General features: G+C 69.4%; 19 protein-coding genes. 16 read left to right on the plus strand and 3 right to left on the minus strand.

Going from position 1 to position 19,746, the window contains the following annotated elements:
* The first annotated feature begins 48 nt into the window (after window positions 1-48).
* Together ychF and J4H91_RS06015 are read left to right on the plus strand one after the other, a co-directional pair.
* Window positions 49-1,122: a redox-regulated ATPase YchF gene (gene ychF / locus J4H91_RS06010; protein WP_208045358.1), complete on the plus strand. Its 1,074-nt coding sequence runs from the start codon at window positions 49-51 to the stop codon at window positions 1,120-1,122.
* A gap of 259 nt (window positions 1,123-1,381) precedes the next feature.
* Complete coding sequence (locus J4H91_RS06015; RefSeq protein ID WP_208045359.1) at window positions 1,382-2,311, plus strand: DUF6892 domain-containing protein; 930 nt, start codon at window positions 1,382-1,384, stop codon at window positions 2,309-2,311.
* A 109-nt stretch (window positions 2,312-2,420) separates the two neighbouring features.
* Here J4H91_RS06015 and J4H91_RS06020 read toward each other — a convergent pair whose 3' ends face one another.
* Window positions 2,421-3,743: a CapA family protein gene (locus J4H91_RS06020; protein ID WP_208045360.1), complete on the minus strand. Its 1,323-nt coding sequence runs from the start codon at window positions 3,741-3,743 to the stop codon at window positions 2,421-2,423.
* A 248-nt stretch (window positions 3,744-3,991) separates the two neighbouring features.
* Here J4H91_RS06020 and J4H91_RS06025 point away from each other — a divergent pair, with 248 nt between their 5' ends.
* Both J4H91_RS06025 and J4H91_RS06030 read left to right on the plus strand, forming a co-directional pair.
* Window positions 3,992-5,188, plus strand: a complete 1,197-nt coding sequence (locus J4H91_RS06025) for a DUF6357 family protein (RefSeq protein ID WP_208045361.1) — start codon at window positions 3,992-3,994, stop codon at window positions 5,186-5,188.
* Entirely contained in the window at window positions 5,188-5,901 is a 714-nt protein-coding gene (locus J4H91_RS06030) for a hypothetical protein (protein WP_208045362.1), read from the plus strand. Before J4H91_RS06025 ends, J4H91_RS06030 begins: the two co-directional genes overlap by 1 nt.
* Here the strand turns inward: J4H91_RS06030 and J4H91_RS06035 are convergent.
* Window positions 5,873-6,232, minus strand: coding sequence for a zinc ribbon domain-containing protein YjdM (locus J4H91_RS06035; protein WP_208045363.1), 360 nt, complete (start codon window positions 6,230-6,232; stop codon window positions 5,873-5,875). The two genes, J4H91_RS06030 and J4H91_RS06035, sit on opposite strands and share 29 nt — an antisense overlap.
* A 75-nt stretch (window positions 6,233-6,307) precedes the next feature.
* Between J4H91_RS06035 and J4H91_RS06040 the strand changes: the two genes are divergently transcribed.
* Genes J4H91_RS06040 through J4H91_RS06050 form a run of 3 tightly spaced genes read left to right on the plus strand, consistent with a single transcriptional unit; the run spans window position 6,308 to window position 8,965 of the window.
* Window positions 6,308-6,739: a metalloregulator ArsR/SmtB family transcription factor gene (locus J4H91_RS06040; protein ID WP_208045364.1), complete on the plus strand. Its 432-nt coding sequence runs from the start codon at window positions 6,308-6,310 to the stop codon at window positions 6,737-6,739.
* The gene (locus J4H91_RS06045; RefSeq protein ID WP_341783457.1) at window positions 6,736-8,388 is read left to right on the plus strand and encodes a SulP family inorganic anion transporter; all 1,653 of its coding nucleotides are present in this window, start codon (window positions 6,736-6,738) and stop codon (window positions 8,386-8,388) included. The genes J4H91_RS06040 and J4H91_RS06045 overlap by 4 nt, the downstream gene beginning before the upstream one ends.
* Before the next feature lie 4 nt (window positions 8,389-8,392).
* A complete protein-coding gene (locus J4H91_RS06050; RefSeq protein ID WP_208045365.1) occupies window positions 8,393-8,965 on the plus strand; it encodes a hypothetical protein in 573 nt (190 codons plus the stop codon).
* A gap of 126 nt (window positions 8,966-9,091) precedes the next feature.
* Here the strand turns inward: J4H91_RS06050 and J4H91_RS06055 are convergent, their stop codons facing one another.
* Window positions 9,092-10,252, minus strand: coding sequence for a hypothetical protein (locus J4H91_RS06055; protein WP_208045366.1), 1,161 nt, complete (start codon window positions 10,250-10,252; stop codon window positions 9,092-9,094).
* Window positions 10,253-10,319: 67 nt separating this feature from the next.
* On the opposite strand from J4H91_RS06055, the gene J4H91_RS06060 reads away from it, so the two are divergent.
* The 9 genes from J4H91_RS06060 to tuf all read left to right on the plus strand — a co-directional run bounded on the left by J4H91_RS06060 (window position 10,320) and on the right by tuf (window position 19,697).
* Entirely contained in the window at window positions 10,320-11,984 is a 1,665-nt protein-coding gene (locus tag J4H91_RS06060; RefSeq protein ID WP_208045367.1) for an ATP-binding cassette domain-containing protein, read from the plus strand.
* Between the two features lie 105 nt (window positions 11,985-12,089).
* On the plus strand, window positions 12,090-12,827 hold the full coding sequence (locus tag J4H91_RS06065) for a hypothetical protein (RefSeq protein ID WP_208045368.1): 738 nt from the start codon (window positions 12,090-12,092) through the stop codon (window positions 12,825-12,827).
* Window positions 12,828-12,927: 100 nt separating this feature from the next.
* Window positions 12,928-13,383, plus strand: coding sequence for an SRPBCC family protein (locus J4H91_RS06070; RefSeq protein ID WP_208045369.1), 456 nt, complete (start codon window positions 12,928-12,930; stop codon window positions 13,381-13,383).
* A gap of 144 nt (window positions 13,384-13,527) precedes the next feature.
* Window positions 13,528-13,947 (plus strand): VOC family protein, encoded by a 420-nt coding sequence (locus J4H91_RS06075; RefSeq protein ID WP_208045370.1) that lies wholly within the window; start codon window positions 13,528-13,530, stop codon window positions 13,945-13,947.
* 121 nt (window positions 13,948-14,068) lie between these two features.
* A complete protein-coding gene (locus J4H91_RS06080) occupies window positions 14,069-14,878 on the plus strand; it encodes an alpha/beta fold hydrolase (protein WP_341783458.1) in 810 nt (269 codons plus the stop codon).
* A 284-nt stretch (window positions 14,879-15,162) separates the two neighbouring features.
* Entirely contained in the window at window positions 15,163-15,534 is a 372-nt protein-coding gene (gene rpsL / locus J4H91_RS06085) for a 30S ribosomal protein S12 (RefSeq protein WP_046456180.1), read from the plus strand.
* The gene (gene rpsG / locus J4H91_RS06090) at window positions 15,534-16,004 is read left to right on the plus strand and encodes a 30S ribosomal protein S7 (protein ID WP_208045371.1); all 471 of its coding nucleotides are present in this window, start codon (window positions 15,534-15,536) and stop codon (window positions 16,002-16,004) included. The genes rpsL and rpsG overlap by 1 nt, the downstream gene beginning before the upstream one ends.
* Before the next feature lie 156 nt (window positions 16,005-16,160).
* The gene (fusA, locus tag J4H91_RS06095; protein WP_208045372.1) at window positions 16,161-18,281 is read left to right on the plus strand and encodes an elongation factor G; all 2,121 of its coding nucleotides are present in this window, start codon (window positions 16,161-16,163) and stop codon (window positions 18,279-18,281) included.
* Window positions 18,282-18,503: 222 nt separating this feature from the next.
* Complete coding sequence (gene tuf, locus J4H91_RS06100; RefSeq protein WP_208045373.1) at window positions 18,504-19,697, plus strand: elongation factor Tu; 1,194 nt, start codon at window positions 18,504-18,506, stop codon at window positions 19,695-19,697.
* Window positions 19,698-19,746 lie beyond the last annotated feature (49 nt).

Below are 19,746 nucleotides of genomic sequence, written 5' to 3' on the forward strand. Positions count from 1 at the left end.
GACCGTGGCGCGGGTGAGCGCGTGTCGCGGCGGGTAGACTGATCCCTCGTGGCTCTGACTATCGGCATCGTAGGACTCCCCAACGTGGGCAAGTCCACCCTCTTCAACGCACTCACCCAGAACGACGCGCTCGCCGCGAACTATCCGTTCGCCACCATCGAGCCGAACGTCGGCGTCGTCAGCCTGCCCGACCCGCGGCTCGACAAGCTCGCCGAGATCTTCGGCAGCGAGCGGATCCTGCCCGCACCCGTCAGCTTCGTCGACATCGCGGGAATCGTGCGCGGCGCGAGCGAGGGCGAGGGGCTCGGCAACCAGTTCCTCGCGAACATCCGCGAGGCCGACGCGATCGCGCAGGTGGTGCGCGGCTTCAGCGATCCCGACGTGGTGCACGTCGACGGCGCCGTGAACCCCGCGAGCGACATGGAGACGATCAACACCGAGCTGATCATCGCCGACATGCAGACCCTCGACAAGGCGCTCGTGCGCTTCGAGAAGGAGCTGAAGAACAAGAAGATCGACGCCTCGGTCGTCGAGACGGCCAAGGCCGCCCGCGCCGCGCTCGACGAGGGCAAGGTGCTCTCGCACTCGGGCATCGATCTCGAGCCCATCAAGGAGCTCGGCCTGCTCACCGCGAAGCCCTTCCTCTACGTGTTCAACGTCGACGAGGCGGTGCTGCAGGATCGCGCTCGTCTGGATGAGCTCGCCGCCCTCGTGGCGCCGGCGAAGGCGATCTTCCTCGATGCCAAGATCGAGAGCGAGCTCATCGAGCTCGACGCTGAGGACGCGGCCGAGCTGCTGGCCTCGATCGGCCAGGAGGAGAGCGGGCTGGATCAGCTCGCGCGCGTCGGCTTCGACACGCTGGGCCTCCAGACCTACCTGACGGCCGGTCCCAAGGAGGCGCGCGCCTGGACCATCAAGAAGGGATCCACGGCGCCTCAGGCGGCCGGCGCGATCCATACCGACTTCGAGAAGGGCTTCATCAAGGGCGAGATCATCTCTTTCGAGGACCTGGTCGAGTGCGGCTCGGTCGCCGAGGCCCGCGCCAAGGGAAAGGCCCGCATGGAGGGCAAGGACTACATCATGCAGGACGGCGACGTCTGCGAGTGGCGGTTCAACGTCTAGCTCGGCGCGCATCCTGGCGAGGAGCGGATCCGGTCGCTGCGGCAACGCGGCGTGATCTACCGACACCGATTCGACGTTCGACTCCCACTGCTCGGGGAGCGGTGGTCGAACGTCGAATCGTTGCTGATGGAAAGCCTGAGCGCCCGGGCCGCGCAAGACCGAGCCGCCGTGGCGGCCGATCCTACCGCCCTGCTACGCTGCCGCGTAGGCCGGGAGGGGATCAGCCTCGACCGCGCCGGGCACGGACGGGGGTAGTGCGGTGACGAAGACGCTGACGGTCGACATCCGGCTCGACGGGATCGAGATCGACGGGAGGCTCTACGAGTACCCGATCCTGCTGACCGATCTGCAGGCCCTCTTCGACGAGGAGCCCGTGGAGACGGGGGGATCGCGCTCCGCGAGAACCTCTTCCTCCTGGGTCTGGTTCGACTCGGGGCTGAGCGCGACCCACAAGGACGGCGTGCACGCGCTCGCGGTGAAGTTCGACGTCGACGACCCCGCGCACGACGTGCGGATCGAGGGCCGCCCCTTCGGCGAGGAGTTCGAGCCTCAGGGGCCCACGTACCCGAGCCGCGACTTCGGCAACGGGTACATCATGGCCCGCCGCAGCAGCGACCGCGGCCCCGATCAGCACGTGAAGACCATCATCGTCGAGCAGAAGGTGCTGCGCGGCAAGAAGAAGCAGGCGGCTCCCGCGAAGAAAGCTGAGCCGGCGCAGGTCCCTGAGATGCCGGCACCGACGAAGGCCGCGGCACCGGCGCTGAGCATCGACGCGGTCGAGTTCGCCGATCTCAACTTCAAGCTGCTCGTGCTGCAGGACCTCATGTACGACCAGAAGCTCCTCGCCCCTGCATTCGACTTCGCGGAGTTCATCGAGCACCACGTCGACCGTGAGATCGACGTAAACGAGGAGGGGTACGCGCCCATCCCAGAGGTGCTCGCCTACTTCGCCGAGTACCCCGTGCCGCGGGAACTGCTCGGCAAGGTCGTGGAGCTCGTGCAGGACGGCGGCAACGACATCTACCTGCAGATCGCCCCGCTCTGGGACGGGGAGGACGACGTCTTCGATGTCAAGGACTTCGCCGACGTCGAATTGCTCCCGAATCTTCGGTCGCTGACGCTGACCGGCGTCGACGAGGAGACGCTGGAATCGCTGCGCAAGCGGGGCATCGAGGCCGATCTGCTCTGAGCGGGCGACGGCCGTCGCGGCGGGGATCCCTCATGTCTTCGAGGCGAGGGATCCCGGCCTTCGGCCGATGACGCCGCCGCTGGGCGGCATACCCGTCGGCGCCGAGTCTCTACGGTGCGGCGAGATCCACGGTGCCGAGCCCGGTTTCGGCGTCGAAGGAGATCCGGGTGCCGAACGGCTCGCTCATCCTGGCCAGTTCGGAGACGATGCGCTCGGCGGAATCGCCCGACGCGAGCCTCGGCATGCCCCGCAGCGAGCGCCGCTCGCTGTTCATCTGCAGATCGAGGGGGTGCAGCGTCGCCCGCAGCACGGAGCCGTCGGCCTCATCGGTGACGAGCTCTGCCAGAACGGCCTGCGAGAAGCGCTCCTGGCTGTAGAAGCCGAGCCGCGCGCCGTCGGCGCCCCGACGGCGCGCGCCGTGCAGGTCAGAGGGGTAGGCGTTCGCCGGGTGCCCGTATTTCTCGAACATCTCGACGGGCACGCGATACCCCGACTCGAGGTCGAAGGTGAGGCCGTTGAGGGAGTAGAAGATCGGCGCACCGCGGTAGACCTCGATGCCCCGCAGCATGTGGGGGCCGTGTCCGAAGACGGCGTGCGCGCCCGCGTCCACCATCGCGTGGGCGGCCTCGACGATGAACTCGGCCGGCTGGTCGGAGTACCAGCCGTCGCGCTCGCCCTCGTGCGCGTGCAGGCTCACGATCACGGTGTCGCCGGTGGCGCTCGCGTCGACGATCGCGCGGCAGATCTCGGCGAGATCCCCGCGGTCCGCGTCCCAGCGCAGGCGCGTCGTGTCACGGCGACGAATCGGCACTGAGCCGAACGCCGTGAGATCCGGGTCGAGATTCTCGCGGATCTCGATCCGATCCGTCTCACGGTGCGTGGCGTCGATCCCCAGGGCGGCCTCGATGGCCAGGATCTGCTCGAACTGCTCGGAGGCCAGCTCGTACGACACCTGCCAACGGAGCGGATTGAGGCCCGGGCGGGCGGCGACATCGCGCCCTGCGTCGGAAGCCCGGAACTCGGCGGCGCCCGACGTCGAGGTCGCGACGAGTGCCACCCGGCCCTGAGCGGTGTCGGCGAAGATCGCCTGCCGTGCCTCGGAGAGGGTGCGGCCGACGCCCGCGAGTTCGAGGCCCTGCTCGGCGAACGCCTCCAGAGTGTCGATCACGCCGACGTGACCGTAATCGCCGGTGTGGTTGTTGGCGCCGGAGACGAGCGAGATCCCGAGCTCGCGCATCTCCGCCGCCGCCCAGCGGTGGTTCCCCAGGGTGTAGCCGTGCGGATAGGCCGGAGTCGTCTCCTTCGGCATCGTGAACTCGGCGTTCGCGAAGACCGCGTCCGCGCGGTCGAAGAGTTCGACGATCGCCGGATCGAACCGATCGCGGAGATGACGGCTGCCGAAGATCATGTCGCCCGCGCCGATGATGTTCATATGGATCCCTCCGGGTCAGGGGTGTCGCCGGACGGCGGAATACCCGCCGTAGGCTGCTTCGCGGACGTTCGCGAGCAACGCGGTGCGCCTTCGCACGCGAATCGTCGGGCGACCGCTTCGCCCACCAACGATACGCTCCCACGGCCGAACGGCCCGCCAGCCGTGACGTTCCGTTTCCACCGCCGAGTAGGGTGAGATGCGGAACCGGTCCGAACGCGTGACACCCGAACCGAACACGGAGGCCGCCGATGCGCGCACTGATCCTGAGCGATGACGCCGGGCACGAGCTGAGCCTGACTCCCGAGGGAGGGGCCTCGGTGCGGGAAGCGTTGAACGCCTTCCTGGAGGAGCACGGGGCTGACGGCAGGCCCACGGTCACCGTCGAGGATCGGGAGAGCGGCGAGGGCCTCCGGCTGCTGTACGGCGAGGGCGGGATCAGCCGCTTCACGACCGTCGACGGCGAGACACGGACGGAGTTTCGGGTCGTGACGAATCGCGGCGACTACACCACCGCCGTCATGAACTTCGCGCGAGGCGGGTTCGCGGCGCTGCGGTTCTTCGGCCCCTGGTGGCCGGATGTCGCTGCCTTCGAACGCGCGCGCATGCGGCACGAGTTCCTGTGGACCGGGATGCGTCGGAAGCACCCGCGCGAGCTCCGCCGCAGATTCGACGCACTGACCCGCATCGCCGGTTCGGCACCCCGCACCGACGGCGGATTCACCCGCTACGCCTTCGGCGACGCGGACGGGAACACCGTGCTCGCCTGGTTCGACGCGCGGGGGCGCGGGATCGTGGTCGGTTTCGACCGCCGCAACCCGCTCGGCGAGGTCGGAGACGGGGCGGCGCTGGCCGAACTCTACGCGGGTGTGCCCGACGACCTGCTGCGGGTCGTGCGCGCCGATGCGGGCGAGGGATCGGTGCGGAGCGTGCCCCACCCCGACGGTGGGGCGCAGTTGCTCGCCAACGCGATCTTCACCTTCTCGGGCCCCTGCGAACTGCCCGAAGGTCTGATCGACCGGATGCAGCGGGAGGGCTTCTACGCCGGGGACTCCGTGCAGGGGCAGTTGCTCGAGACCGTGCTGATGCCGGAGGAGTTCACGGCGGAGGCGCTCTCCGAGGTCGCGGGGTGGTGGAGCTCGGAGGAGATCGCCCGTGGGCTCGAGGCCGCAGGGCCCGCCCCTATCCCGGCGCCCGCGGATCCCGCCGCGATCGAAGCCTTCTGCCGCATCTGGGCCGACTCCGGCTACAACGATCAGTGGGGCGTCCACTACATCCTCTTCGAGGGCAGCGACCTCGAGGACCACGTCGAGGCCCGGCGCCGCGCGCTCGAGCTGGCCGAGGAGCTGGGGCTCGAACGCGTCGACCCGCCCTTCGGGGCAGCGGCCGGGGAGCTGTGGATCCGCACCGATCCGAGCATCGACGCCGAGCTCGAGCACTGGAGCTGATGAGCGCAGTGACGGGCGACGACGCACGGCGACCAGACGGCGGGGGCGCTGACGTGGATATCGCGGCCTTCGCACCGACCGCTCTGACGGCGGGCGCGATCCTGCCGCAGGAGGCGCGCCGGACCCTGCAGAGCGCCGACGGGCTGCCCGGGGCGGTGGTCGATGCGGAGCGAGACGGCTGGGCGACGCCGGAGATTCCGGTGCTCGTGCGCGGCCGTGGAAGGAGCCGGGCGAGGATAGTGCCGCTCGCGTGGCTCGGCGATCCGGCCGTCTACAACCCCCACGCCGATCCCGGGCAGATCGCCGTGTTCGCCTCGAGCCTCCAATCTGCCGGCATGTACTGGTCGGGCCCGTGGCGGGTGCTCGACGAGCTCGAGAGCGAGGGGCTCGACAGCGTCGGCTCCTACCTCGCGGCGCTGCAGGAGGCAGGCGTGCACCGCGCCGACATCTGGAGGTACTCCGAGTCCGAAGGGCTGGTGCTCGCCTGGGCCGGCGACGAACTCGCGGGCACGATGTCCCTCGCGCTGCATGTCGTACCGGTGAGCTGGGTGACCGCGATGCCTCGCGGGGCGTCGAAGCGCCGAGCCCGCGACTGGGAGCCGGTGTACGGGATCGATCTCCGCTGGTCGTGGGCCGACGTCGTGGCGCTGCACGCCGAACGCGTCGCGCGTGCGGCGGCGGCCCCTACGCCTTCTTCACCAGGCTCGACTTGAGCAGCATCGCGCCGATGCCGGGCACCTTGCAGTCGATGTCGTGACCGTTCACGGGCGCGATGAGGCGGATGCCGCGCACCTTGGTGCCGGCCTTGATGCCTGCGGGGGATCCCTTCACCTTGATCGTGGTCGTGACGACCACCGTGTCGCCGTCGGCGAGGACGTTGCCCACGGCGTCCTTCACCACCCGCTCGGCGTCGGCGGAGTCGGCCTGGTCGCCGGCGTTCTCCGGCGACCACTCGTGGCCGCACATGGGGCACACGAGCAGGGCGCCCATCTCGTAGGCGTGTTCGCTGGAGCACTCGGGGCAGAGGGGGAGGGAGTCAGACATGCCCCCATTATATTCCGATATGATGAATTCATCATATCGGCCGGTACTGTGCCGAGGCCGTCGAAGGGAGGGAACGTGCTCAGCGATCCGAATCGCCCGCTCTACGAGATCAAGGCGGGCCTCTTCAAGGGCCTGGCCCACCCGATCCGCATCCGCATCCTCGAGGTGCTCGCCGCGGCCCCGGAGGCGTCGGTCTCCGAACTGCTCGCCGAGACGGAGCTCGAGGCCTCGCACGTCTCGCAGCATCTGGCGGTGCTCCGGCGCAACCGACTCGTCGACTCGGAGCGCCGCGGCAGCCTTGTCTACTACCGCCTGGCCCATCCCCAGGTCGCCGAGCTGCTCCGCGTCGCGCGCTCGCTGCTCGGCGAGGTGCTCGCCGAGACGGAGCGGCGGATCGGGCAGCAGAGCGGGCTTCCCGAGATTCCCGGATCGACCCGCGCCTCCGACCATGCCCGTGACCCCGGCGCGGGCGAGCCGGCGAACCTCCCCGCGAGAGCCGCGCGGTGAGCGCGATCTCCCGGGGTTTCTCCGCCGTCCGCTCGCTGCTGCCGTCCGCGGCCGACTACCGCGAGGCGCGCAGATCCTGGCGACCGGACCTGCTCGCGGGCCTCACGGTCGGCATCGTGGCGCTGCCGCTGGCGCTCGCCTTCGGCGTCAGCTCCGGGGCGGGCGCCGAGAGCGGGCTCGTCACCGCGATCGTCGCGGGCGTCGTGGCAGCGGTCTTCGGCGGGTCGCCCGTGCAGGTCTCGGGCCCCACAGGCGCGATGGTCGTGGTACTCGCGCCGATCATCGCCGCGCACGGCACCGGGGCGCTCGCGCTCGTGTGTCTGCTGTCGGGTCTCATCGTGCTCGCTGCGGGAGCCCTCCGCCTCGGGCGCACCGTGTCGTACATCCCGTGGCCCGTGATCGAGGGCTTCACCCTCGGGATCGCGGTGATCATCTTCCTGCAGCAGGTGCCGACCGCCACCGGGGGAGACCCCGGCGACAGCACGAACGCCGCCGTCGCCGCGGTGCACTCGGTGCTGTCGGCGTCGTGGCCGAAAGCGGGATGGTCGCTGGCGCTCGTCGCCGTCGTGGTGCTCGTGATGCTGGCCTCGATGCGGATCCACCCCCGCTTTCCCGGCTCGCTCGCCGCCATCGCGGTCGCGTCCCTGCTCGTGGCGCTGCTCGGGATCCGCGTGGACGTGATCGGGGTGCTCCCGGCGGGCCTGCCGACGCCCGTGCTGCCCGCGCTCGATCCCGCGGCCGTTGCGACCCTGGCCGGACCGGCCGTCGCCGTGGCGGCGCTCGCCGCGATCGAGTCGCTGCTCTCGGCGCGGGTCGCCTCGACGATCGCCGACACCGGCCCCTACGACGCCGACCGCGAGCTCGTCGGGCAGGGGCTCGCCTCGATCGCGTCCGGCCTCTTCGGCGGCATGCCGGCCACCGGGGCCATCGCGCGCACCGCGGTCAACGTCCGCTCGGGCGCCCGCACCCGCGTCGCGGCGATCACGCACGGCCTGCTGCTGCTCGTCGTGGTGGTCGTGGGATCCGCCGTCGTCTCCCGCATCCCGCTGGCCGCGCTCGCGGGCGTGCTCATGGTGACCGCGTGCCGCATGATCGCGCTGCGCACGGTGCGCACGATCCTCGGGGCGTCGCGATCCGACGCGATCGTCTTCCTCCTGACCGCTGTCGTCACGGTGAGCGTCGACCTCATCTACGCGGTCGTCATCGGTCTGCTCGTCGCGGGGTTCTTCGCGCTGCGGCAGCTCGCCCGCACCAGCGGGGTGCACCGCGAGGAGCTGCCGGGCACCGCCCGCGCCGGCGACGAGCGGATCGCGGTGTTCCGACTCGAGGGCGCCCTGTTCTTCGGAGCCGCCGAGCGAGCGCTCGAGCGCGTGTCGAGCGCGGGCGGGGTCGAGGTCGTGATCCTCCGCATGTCGCAGCTGCAGCTGCTCGACGCGACCGGCGCGCAGGTCATCACGGAGCTCATCGGCGCGCTCGAACGTCGCGGCATCACGGTGCTGATCAAGGGGATCCGCCCCGATCACGTGGGCCTGGCCGAGCGCGTCGGCGTGATCTCCTCGCTCCGGCACCAGAACCACCTCTTCGACGACCTCGACACCGCCGCGGCCCACGCGCGCAGCCACATCGCGAGGTCGCGGACGGTAGAGTGACACCGTGCACGACGACACCGGTGCGGGGGGCGAGCGGATCGCCGACGGGACTGCGATCCTGGCGGCGCTCGAGCGGCTTCCGCAGTGGCTGGAACCGGTCTGGGCGGAGCTGGGGTTCCCGGTCGTCGATCGAGGCAGGCACGCGATCTTCCCGCTCGCGGTCGCACCGCTGATCGGTGGTGTCGAGCCGGGTCGGGCCGAAGCGCTGAACGAGGCCGCGGTGCACCTGCAGAACTACGGCATCCACTTCTACGGTGGCGACTTCTTCCACGCGGAGTCGCCGCTGGATCTCGAGGCCGGGTACGGCCGCAGACTGGCCGACGCGGGTCCGATCCTGCTCAATCCGCCCTGCCTCATCTGGTGGGGGATCGGCAAACTCGCCGTGGTGCTCGTGCGCGCCGCGGATCCCGTGCGGTCCCTCGAGACCCTCTCGCTGCACGTGCTGCCGAAGGAGTGGGTCTGGCGCTGGCCACCGGAGCCGAGCACGAAGCGCGAGGCGTCGCGAGCCAGACGGATGGTGCGGGAGCAGGCCGCTGCCGATGCGTCGTGGTCGTGGCCGCCAGACGCAGCAGGCTGAACCGCGCCGCGGTCGGCGCGCATGATCGGGGTCACTCGTGGGGCGTGTCGGCTCGATTTCGGCCGCGACACACCCCACGAGTGACCCCGATCGCGGGCGGCGACTGCGAGTCCGTGCCACCCGCGCTCACCCCGGGCGGCGTTGCTCGGCGATCCACGTGTGGTCGCGGATCGCGGCCGAGACCGCGGCGCGGTACTCCGAGCCGCCGTCACCGCGGTACAGGTCCCGAGAGCGGTACGGCGACTCGTCGGTCCAAGGCGCGGTCCCCTCTATGCGCCGGGCGAGACCGGTCAGGGCGTCATGTCCGTCGGCCCGGTAGTCCGCAAGCTCGGCCTCGTCGAGGCGCACCAGTGCGGAACTGTCGATGTAGGCGCCCGCCGAGTACCTGGAATCGAGGTACAGCTCGCCCCGCTGCTCCACCAGGAACCAGCGACCCGGCTCGTGGCCGACGTAGTGCATGCCGGCCTCGTCCGCCGCGACCCGTTCCGCGTCGCCCCAGAGCGCGACGGGCGGGATGGGGCCGAGCGGGCGCCGCATGGCGGCGTCGTAGGGGAGGTACACGAGGGTCGGCGTCCCGCTGCGGGGCAGGTGCAGGCAGAGCACCCGGCCGCACGAGCGGCAGACGGCCTGACTCTCCGCCCACGCCACCAGCCCCGCGGCGTGCAGCGGTCGCAGGTCGGCGAGCGGCACCCACGAGGACTCCTCCCTCAGGAGGCGTTCGGAGACGCCCGCATGGAGCGCCTCGATGGAGGCGTCGACGTCGAGGCTTCCGTCGGGGAGACGGACGGGGATCTCGCCGCAGGTCTCGCAGTCCTCGTCCTCCGGCGGGCAGACCAGCTTCGGATCCTCGGCGGAGAGGACCACGCTGAGAAGCTCCTGCTCGCGGACGGTGAGGCGAACGTATCCGTCGAGCACCGTGAAGTAGCGCATCCCGCCGGAGGCGAAGCCCCACTGCCGGCCGAAGACCGCCTTGAAGTCGTCGAGATCCGAGCGGTTGTCGACCCGGGGGATCCACTCCGACAGATCGAGTCCGCGAGGGGAGAACGCGGTCGGCACGAGGTGCAGGATCACGGCGACGAGCGCGTCGTCATGGAAGAAGAGTTCTCCTCCCGAGGCGAAGCGCAGACGCCTGGATCGGATCGCCGGAACGCCGATCAGCCGCTCGGCGACCTCGAAGGTCACCCCGCCGAGCGCATCGATCAGGGAGCCTACTTGCGGATCATGCTCGGACAGCGCGAGCGCATCGAGGACGAGCGGCATCTTCGTGCGCTTCGGCGAGAGGCTCATGCGACCATTATCCGGGGCTGGTTCCGGGCGCGCTTTCGTCGACCCCGCACCCGTCTACAGTTGAGGAGTGACTGCAACGCTCGTGGCCCACGGCCTCGCCGGAGGGTACGCCCACCGCACACTCTTCGACGGCCTCGATCTCACGGTCGCTCCCGGTGACGTGGTCGGTGTCGTCGGGGCGAACGGTGCCGGCAAGTCGACGCTGCTGCGGATCCTCGCGGGCGTGCTCGAGCCCCAGGCCGGCTCCGTCGCCCTCGCTCCGGCTGACGCCTTCGTCGGCTGGCTGCCGCAGGAGCACACGCCCGTCGAGGGAGAGACCGTTGGCGCGTACGTCGCGCGACGCACTGGCGTCGCGGAGGCGACGGCCCGGCTCGATACCGCTGCGGCGGCCTTCGCCGAGATGGACGCGACGAGGGTTCTGGGCGTCCCGGACCCCGCCGACGAATACTCGATCGCGCTCGACCGCTGGCTCGCATCGGGGGCGGCCGACCTCGAGGAGCGGCTGCCCGCGGTGCTCGCCGGGCTCGGGCTCGCGGTGGAGGAGGATGCGCTCATGACCGCTCTCTCGGGCGGTCAGAAGGCGCGGGTCGGCCTCGCCGCCCTGCTCTGCTCCCGCTTCGATGTCGTGCTGCTCGACGAGCCGACCAACGATCTCGACCTCGACGGGCTCGCGCGGCTCGAATCGTTCGTGCGGGGCCTGCGCGGCGGGGTGGTGCTCGTGAGCCACGACCGCGAGTTCCTGGCGCGTTCGGTCACCCGCGTGCTCGAGCTGGATCTCGCTCAGAACCCGAACCGCGTGTACGGCGGCGGGTACGAGGCGTACCTCGAGGAGCGCGCGACGCTGCGGCGCCAGGCCCGCGACGACTACGAGGAGTTCGCCGCGAAGAAGGCCGACCTCGTCGGGCGCGCCCGCACCCAACGGGAGTGGTCGAGCAAGGGCGTGCGCAACGCGATGCGCAAGTCGCCCGACAGTGACAAGATCAAGCGCCGGGCGTCGATGGAGTCGAGCGAGAAGCAGGCGCAGAAGGTGCGGCAGATGGAGAGTCGGATCGCCCGGCTCGACGAGGTCGAGGAGCCGCGCAAGGAGTGGCGGCTGGAGTTCACGATCGGCGCTGCGCCTCGCTCCAGCTCGGTCGTGGCGACTCTGAACGAGGCCGTCGTGCACCAGGGCGACTTCACCCTCGGGCCGGTGTCGCTGCAGGTCGAGGCGGGCGAGCGGATCGGGATCACGGGGCCGAACGGCGCGGGGAAGTCGACGCTCCTGGGCATACTGCTCGGGGGTCGCGCCCCCGACGCCGGTGCTGCGAGTCTCGGCAGTTCCGTCGCGATCGGCCGGATCGACCAGGCGCGCTCGCTCTTCACCGGCGCTGCGCCGCTCGCGGAGGCGTTCGAAGGCCTCGTCCCCGAGTACACCACCGCCGAGGTGCGCACCCTCCTCGCCAAGTTCGGGCTCCGGGCCGACCGTGTGCTGCGGCCGCTCGACGCGCTCTCGCCTGGCGAGCGCACGCGGGCCGGCCTCGCGTTGCTGCAGGCCCGCGGGGTCAACGTGCTCGTGCTCGACGAGCCGACGAATCACCTCGATCTCGAGGCGATCGAGCAGCTCGAGGAGGCGCTCGAGGCGTACGACGGCACCCTGCTGCTCGTCACCCACGACCGGCGGATGCTCGAGAACGTGCGGCTGGACCGGCGATGGGCCGTCGACGAGGGGCGGGTGTCGGATCTGCTGGTCTGAGTGCGGGGCCGGACGAATCGACCATAATCGCCGGGCATCGGCGGCCGAGCCCGTCCGCACTACGTTTGAAGCAGCATCGCAGGCATCGAGCAGACGAGGAGCCGCATGAGCATCCACTCCTTCCACCTGGCGCGCGTGCCGCGCCTCCGGGCGGTCGGCGCGCTCCTCAGAACCCCTGAGGCTCCCGGGCTGCGGGGCGTCGAAGTGCTCGCGGGCATGCGTCTGGGCTCGCCGGTGCTCTCGCCGCAGCGGATGCAGCTGCACCGTCTGGCCGCCTTCGCAGAGTGGGAGGACGAGGCGGCCCTCGAGTCGTTCCTGCGCGAGCACCCGCTCGGCAGGCGCCTCGAGGCGGGGTGGCACGTGCGGCTCGAGTTCCTGCGGCGATGGGGATCCGTGGCCGAGTTCGCCCATCTGCCCGAGGCCGCGGGGCGCACCCGCCCCGACGAGCCGGTCGTCGCCGTCACGCTCGCCCGCATGCGTCTGCCCGAGGTTCCGCGCTTCATCCGCTGGGGTCGCCCGGTCGAGCGGCAGGTGAGGGATCACCCCGAGACGACGCTCGCGCTCGCCGCGATGCGACCTCCGCGATCGGTCTCGACCTTCTCGGTGTGGACGAGCGCCCGCGCCATGACCGGCATGGTCTTCGGCCAAGGCGCTCCTGCCGGGGACGACGCGGACGGCTCGGGTGCGGGCCGGCGCCACGTCGAAGCGATGCGAGAGCGGGATCGCCGGGACTTCCACCGCGAGTTCACCACCCTGCGGTTCCGGCCGCTGTCCGAGCACGGCTCCTGGGAGGGGCGGTCCGGCTATACGGGGCTGGACTCGGCGGGTATCCCGGCGGCGTGAGCCCGTCGAAGCCCGCGGAGACGGCGTGCAGCACATCGTGCTGACCGATCGCGGTTGGGAAGCGGCGCGATCGTTCCGCCGCGCGGGCGAGAATGGAGCCATGCCGACCCTGCGCCTCGAGACCCGTATCGCCGCTCCTGTCGAGCGGTGCTTCGCGCTGAGCCTCTCCATCGATGCCCACTCCGACTCGATGCGGGCCTCGGGCGAGCGCGCCGTCGCCGGTGTGACCTCCGGGGAGATCGGTCCGGGCGAGTCGGTGACCTGGCTCGCCCGCCACTTCGGGATCCCGTTCCGCATGACCTCCCGGATCAGTGCGTACGAGCACCCGCTGCGCTTCGTCGACGAGCAGACGCGCGGCCCATTCGCGCGCTGGTGGCATGAGCACCGCTTCGTAGAGGAGGGCGGTGGGACGCTCATGATCGACAGGATCGAGTTCCGTGCACCGCTCGGGGTTCTCGGCCGAGTCGCCGAGCGGGTCGTGCTCACCCGGTACATGGAGCGGTTGATCTCGCAGCGCAATCTCTGGCTCAAGCGTCGGCTCGAGGAAGCCGGTTGACGTTCCGAGCCGAGCACCGCGGAGCCGAATCCGGGAGGGGGTTCCGCGGCGGAGACCGCGGGAGCATACTGGGGGAGTCCCGCGCCTCGAAACCGACGAAGACGACGAGGACGACGAGGACGAAGAAGACGAAGGGAGCCCATCATGGCCCACTCACTCGCGACCTACATCGCACTCCCGGGCACGACGGCCGAAGCGATGGAGCACTGGCACGAGGTGTTCGGCGGGGAGCTGCAGATCATGCGCTACGGCGATGCTCCGCCCATGGAGGGCATGCCCTTCGAGCCCGACCCGAACGCGGTAGCCCATGCGACGCTCACCACGCCGGCGGGCGTCATCGCGGGCGGCGATGCCATGGAGGACGGCAACGACTACAACGTGCGCGGCAGTGCCTATTCGCTGCTCTACACCACCGACACCCCGGATGAGGCGCGCGGCTACATCGACAAGCTGCTCGCGGGCGGCGGCGAGATCGGCATGCCGTTCGAGCAGGCGCCCTGGGGCGGCTGGTACGGCCAGGCCTACGACCGCTTCGGCGTGATGTGGGCCTTCTCCTGCGAGTGACCGGTCCGGTCCGTCGGCGATCCCTGTCGGCGTGGCTCGTCAGGGGTCCCGGCCGCTTCGCGAGGGATCCCCTCCGGCCGCGGTGCGAGAAGGATCTTCGGCGGGCGGGTAGCGTGGAGGCGTGAACGCTCAGATCTCGCGCCCCATCCACTCGGCCGTCGTCGGAGACGACTCCGGGCACCGCGTCGTGTTCCTGCACGGCCTCTTCGGCCGGGGCAAGAACTTCACGACGATCGCATCCGGGCTGCGGCCCGAGCTGCAGAGCCTGCTCGTCGACCTCCCGAATCACGGGCAGTCGGGATGGACCGAGAGCTTCGACTACGCGGAGATGGCCGATCTCGTCGCCGCCCACCTCCGCGCGGGCTTCGCCGCGGAGGGGCCGGTCGACGTGGTCGGGCACTCCATGGGCGGCAAGGTCGCGATGATCCTGGCGCTGCGGCACCCCGACCTCGTGCGCCGCCTGGTGGTCGTCGACATCGCTCCGGTCGCGCGCACCTCCTCGGGGACCGACTTCCGGCATCTGCTGGGAGCGCTCGCGGCGCTCGACCTCGGATCCCTCGAGAAGCGCACCGACGCCGCCGAGGCGCTGCGCGGCCCGATCCCGAACGGCACGGTGCGAGGATTCCTGCTGCAGAACCTCAAGCGCGAGGGCGACGGCTTCCGCTGGGAGCCGAACCTGGGCCTGCTCCGCTCCGAGCTCGACACGATCATGGATTTCCCCGATCAGGGGGATCGCACCTTCCCCGGACCCGTGCTGTGGATCGACGGCGAGCGATCGGACTACGTCACGGACGCCGACGAATCGGCCATGCGGCGGCTCTTCCCGCGCACGAGGCGGACGACCGTCCGCGGCGCGGGCCACTGGGTGCACGCCGAGGCGCCCGATGTCGTCGTGGCCGCGCTGCGCGCCTTCCTCCTCGCGGGCGGCTGATCCGACGGTGGCGAGGGATCCCCATCCCTTGCAGAACACCGCGCCAGCGCGTAGTGTAGTTTCTCGGTGTGCTCCACTGCATTGAACCGTGCCCGCACGGTTCGAGGCGGGGGTGCGCATCAGGGTCCCTCGCTCACCGAGCTGACACCCCCACGGCATAGCTGCACTCGGCTCCCTCGGCCGTCCAGGCGGAGGGCGCAGCAGCTCAGCGCCCGCGCAAGCGGTCGTACATGCTTGCCCATCGAAGCATTCCTGTCACCGTGCAGGAACAACTAGGAGAATCAGTGCCTACTATTCAGCAGCTGGTTCGCAAGGGCCGGACGCCGAAGGTCTCCAAGACCAAGGCTCCCGCCCTGAAGGCGAACCCCCAGCAGCGCGGCGTGTGCACCCGTGTGTACACCACCACCCCGAAGAAGCCGAACTCGGCGATGCGCAAGGTCGCACGTGTGAAGCTCTCGAACGGTACCGAGGTCACGGCCTACATCCCCGGTGAGGGCCACAACCTGCAGGAGCACTCGATGGTGCTCGTGCGCGGCGGTCGTGTGAAGGATCTGCCCGGTGTCCGCTACAAGATCGTGCGCGGCGCGCTCGACACGCAGGCGGTCAAGGATCGTCAGCAGGCCCGCAGCCGCTACGGCGCGAAGAAGGTGAAGTAATGCCCCGTAAAGGTCCCGCTCCCAAGCGCCCCGTCGTCGCCGATCCGGTCTACGGTTCGCCCGTCGTCAGCCAGCTCGTCAACAAGATCCTGCTCGACGGCAAGAAGGGTCTCGCCGAGCGCATCGTCTACGGTGCCCTCGAGACCGTCGCCGAGAAGTCCGGCCAGGATGCCGTGACGGTCCTCAAGAAGGCGCTCGACAACGTGCGCCCCACCCTCGAGGTCCGTTCGCGTCGCGTCGGCGGCAGCACTTACCAGGTGCCCGTCGAGGTGAAGCCGCACCGCGCGAACACGCTCGCGCTGCGCTGGCTGACCAGCTACGCGAAGGCCCGTCGCGAGAACACGATGACCGAGCGTCTCACCAACGAGATCCTCGACGCGTCCAACGGCCTCGGCGCCGCTGTGAAGCGCCGTGAGGACACTCACAAGATGGCCGAGTCGAACCGCGCGTTCGCTCACTACCGCTGGTAGTCATCCGCGCATCGAGCTTGCCGCCGATCATCGAGCCCGTCGAGATGCGAGGCGATAGCCCCGGTCTCGACAGGCTCGACCGGCGGCAGGCTCGATGAACGATCGGGCGCACCCGATCCCACACACACTTTCATCCCCACCCCGGAGGAGACCCCTGTGGCACAAGACGTGCTCACCGACCTGAGCAAGGTCCGCAACATCGGCATCATGGCGCACATCGATGCCGGCAAGACCACCACGACCGAGCGCATCCTGTTCTACACGGGTGTCAACCACAAGCTGGGCGAGACCCACGACGGCGCTTCGACCACCGACTGGATGGAGCAGGAGAAGGAGCGCGGCATCACGATCACGTCTGCCGCCGTGACCTGCTTCTGGAACAAGAACCAGATCAACATCATCGACACGCCGGGTCACGTCGACTTCACCGTCGAGGTGGAGCGTTCGCTCCGCGTGCTCGACGGCGCCGTCGCCGTGTTCGACGGCAAGGAGGGCGTCGAGCCCCAGTCCGAGACCGTGTGGCGCCAGGCCGACAAGTACGGCGTGCCGCGCATCTGCTTCGTCAACAAGATGGACAAGATGGGCGCCGACTTCTACTTCACGGTCGACACCATCATCAACCGCCTCGGCGCCAAGCCGCTCGTGATGCAGCTCCCGATCGGTTCGGAGAGCGACTTCATCGGCGTCGTCGATCTGCTCTCGATGAAGGCGTTCGTCTGGGAGGGCGACGCCAAGGGCGATGTGACCCTCGGCGCGAACTACGAGACGCAGGAGATCCCCGCCGACCTTCAGGCCAAGGCCGAGGAGTACCGCGCGCAGCTCGTCGAGACCGTCGCCGAGACCGACGACGCGCTGCTGGAGAAGTTCTTCGGCGGCGAGGAGCTGTCGATCGACGAGCTCAAGGCCGGCATCCGCAAGCTCGTCGTGAACAACGAGATCTACCCCGTGTACTGCGGCTCGGCGTTCAAGAACCGCGGCATCCAGCCGATGCTCGACGCGGTCGTCGACTTCCTGCCGAACCCGCTCGACATCGGATCGATCGAGGCGCACGACCCGCGCGACGAGTCGATCGTCATCGAGCGCAAGCCCTCGGCCGACGAGCCCTTCTCGGCGCTCGCGTTCAAGGTGGCGGTGCACCCGTTCTTCGGTCGCCTCACCTACGTGCGCGTCTACTCGGGTCAGCTCGACTCGGGCGCCCAGGTCATCAACTCGACCAAGGGCAAGAAGGAGCGCATCGGCAAGATCTTCCAGATGCACGCCAACAAGGAGATGCCGGTCGAGAACCTGACCGCCGGCAACATCTACGCGGTGATCGGACTCAAGGACACCACCACCGGTGACACCCTCTGCGATCCGAACAACCAGGTCGTGCTCGAGTCGATGACCTTCCCCGAGCCCGTGATCGAGGTGGCCATCGAGCCGAAGACCAAGGGCGACCAGGAGAAGCTGTCGACCGCGATCCAGAAGCTCGCCGAGGAGGATCCCACCTTCCGCGTGAGCCTGAACGCCGAGACCGGCCAGACCGTCATCGCCGGTATGGGCGAGCTGCACCTCGACATCCTCGTCGACCGCATGAAGCGCGAGTTCAAGGTCGAGGCCAACGTGGGCAAGCCCCAGGTGGCTTACCGCGAGACGATCCGCCGTCCGGTCGAGAAGTACGACTACACCCACAAGAAGCAGACCGGTGGCTCCGGTCAGTTCGCGAAGGTGCAGATCGCGCTGGCTCCCCTCGACACCGAAGAGGGCAGCGACAAGATCTACGAGTTCGAGGACAAGGTCACGGGCGGCCGCGTGCCGCGCGAGTACATCCCCTCGGTCGACGCCGGCATCCAGGACGCGATGCAGTACGGCATTCTCGCCGGCTTCCCCGTGGTCAACGTCAAGGCGACCCTGCTCGACGGCCAGTACCACGACGTCGACTCGTCGGAGATGGCGTTCAAGATCGCCGGTTCGATGGCCTTCAAGGAGGCCGCGCGCATGGCTCAGCCCGTGCTGCTCGAGCCGATGATGGCCGTCGAGGTCCGCACCCCCGAGGAGTACATGGGCGACGTCATCGGCGACCTGAACTCCCGTCGCGGTCAGATCCAGGCGATGGAGGATGCGAGCGGCGTCAAGGTCGTTCGCGCCCTGGTTCCGCTCTCCGAGATGTTCGGGTACATCGGCGACCTGCGGTCGAAGACCAGCGGCCGCGCCGTGTTCTCGATGACCTTCGACTCCTACGCAGAGGTGCCGAAGGCCGTGGCCGATGAGATCGTTCAGAAGGCCAAGGGCGAGTAACACCGCTCCGATGATCGGGCCCGTCGAGATCGAGGGAGGGATCCCGACGTCTCGACGAGCCCGATGACCGGCGCCGCGCTCCGATGAGAGCGCGGCGCCCAAAACCCGCTCAGGTCGCGATCGCAGGCCGGAGCTTGTAACATTGTTCAGTACCCCCGTGCTCGTGCCCCTTCGAAACCGTCGGAGGGGAGCGGGTGCAACGACGTCCTGAGGAGGACCATAGTGGCGAAGGCCAAGTTCGAGCGGACCAAGCCGCACGTAAACATCGGAACGATCGGTCACGTCGACCACGGTAAGACCACCCTTACCGCGGCGATCTCGAAGACGCTCGCCGACAAGTTCCCGTCTGACGTCAACGTCAAGCGCGACTTCGACACGATCGACTCGGCTCCCGAGGAGCGCCAGCGCGGCATCACCATCAACATCTCGCACGTCGAGTACGAGACCGAGAAGCGCCACTACGCGCACGTCGATGCCCCGGGTCACGCCGATTACATCAAGAACATGATCACCGGTGCCGCTCAGATGGACGGCGCGATCCTCGTGGTCGCGGCGACCGACGGCATGATGGCCCAGACCAAGGAGCACATCCTGCTCGCCAAGCAGGTCGGCGTTCCCTACCTGCTCGTCGCCCTCAACAAGAGCGACATGGTCGACGACGAGGAGATCCTCGAGCTCGTCGAGATGGAGGTCCGCGAGGAGCTCTCCAAGCAGGGCTACCCGGGCGACGACGTCCCCGTGGTCCGCGTGTCGGGCTACGAGGCGCTGCAGGGCAACGAGAAGTGGGTCAACTCCATCCTCGAGCTCATGGAGGCCGTCGACGAGAACATCCCCGACCCCGTGCGTGACAAGGACAAGCCGTTCCTCATGCCCGTCGAGGACGTCTTCACGATCACCGGTCGTGGCACCGTCGTCACCGGCCGCGCCGAGCGCGGCACGCTGAAGATCAACTCCGAGGTCGAGATCGTGGGCCTGCGTCCGACGCAGAAGACCACCGTCACCGGCATCGAGATGTTCCACAAGCAGCTCGACGAGGCGTGGGCCGGCGAGAACTGCGGCCTCCTCCTCCGCGGCACCAAGCGCGAGGACGTGGAGCGCGGCCAGGTCGTGGTCGCCCCGGGTTCGATCACCCCGCACACCAAGTTCGAGGGCACCGCCTACATCCTCAAGAAGGACGAGGGCGGTCGCCACAACCCGTTCGAGACGAACTACCGTCCGCAGTTCTACTTCCGTACGACTGACGTGACCGGCGTCATCACCCTGCCCGAGGACAAGCCGATGGTTATGCCCGGCGACACCACCGACATGACCGTTGAGCTGATCCAGCCCATCGCCATGGAGGAGGGCCTCGGCTTCGCGATCCGTGAGGGCGGCCGCACCGTCGGCGCCGGCACGGTGACCAAGGTCATCGCCTAAGTCTCGCCTGCGAGCTGAAGAACCCCCGGGGCACCCGCCCCGGGGGTTC

It is taken from the genome of Leucobacter ruminantium (assembly GCF_017565705.1).
Lineage (GTDB): Bacteria > Actinomycetota > Actinomycetes > Actinomycetales > Microbacteriaceae > Leucobacter > Leucobacter ruminantium.

Bases quoted from the DNA above. Each gene is read 5' to 3' on its own strand.
- J4H91_RS06065 (WP_208045368.1), top strand. From the start codon at position 12,090: ATGAGCATCCACTCCTTCCACCTGGCGCGCGTGCCGCGCCTCCGGGCG.
- rpsG (WP_208045371.1), top strand. From the start codon at position 15,534: ATGCCCCGTAAAGGTCCCGCTCCCAAGCGCCCCGTCGTCGCCGATCCG.
- J4H91_RS06020 (WP_208045360.1), bottom strand. From the start codon at position 3,743: ATGAACATCATCGGCGCGGGCGACATGATCTTCGGCAGCCGTCATCTC.
- J4H91_RS06025 (WP_208045361.1), top strand. From the start codon at position 3,992: ATGCGCGCACTGATCCTGAGCGATGACGCCGGGCACGAGCTGAGCCTG.
- J4H91_RS06035 (WP_208045363.1), bottom strand. From the start codon at position 6,232: ATGTCTGACTCCCTCCCCCTCTGCCCCGAGTGCTCCAGCGAACACGCC.
- J4H91_RS06030 (WP_208045362.1), top strand. From the start codon at position 5,188: ATGAGCGCAGTGACGGGCGACGACGCACGGCGACCAGACGGCGGGGGC.
- J4H91_RS06075 (WP_208045370.1), top strand. From the start codon at position 13,528: ATGGCCCACTCACTCGCGACCTACATCGCACTCCCGGGCACGACGGCC.
- J4H91_RS06070 (WP_208045369.1), top strand. From the start codon at position 12,928: ATGCCGACCCTGCGCCTCGAGACCCGTATCGCCGCTCCTGTCGAGCGG.
- J4H91_RS06055 (WP_208045366.1), bottom strand. From the start codon at position 10,252: ATGAGCCTCTCGCCGAAGCGCACGAAGATGCCGCTCGTCCTCGATGCG.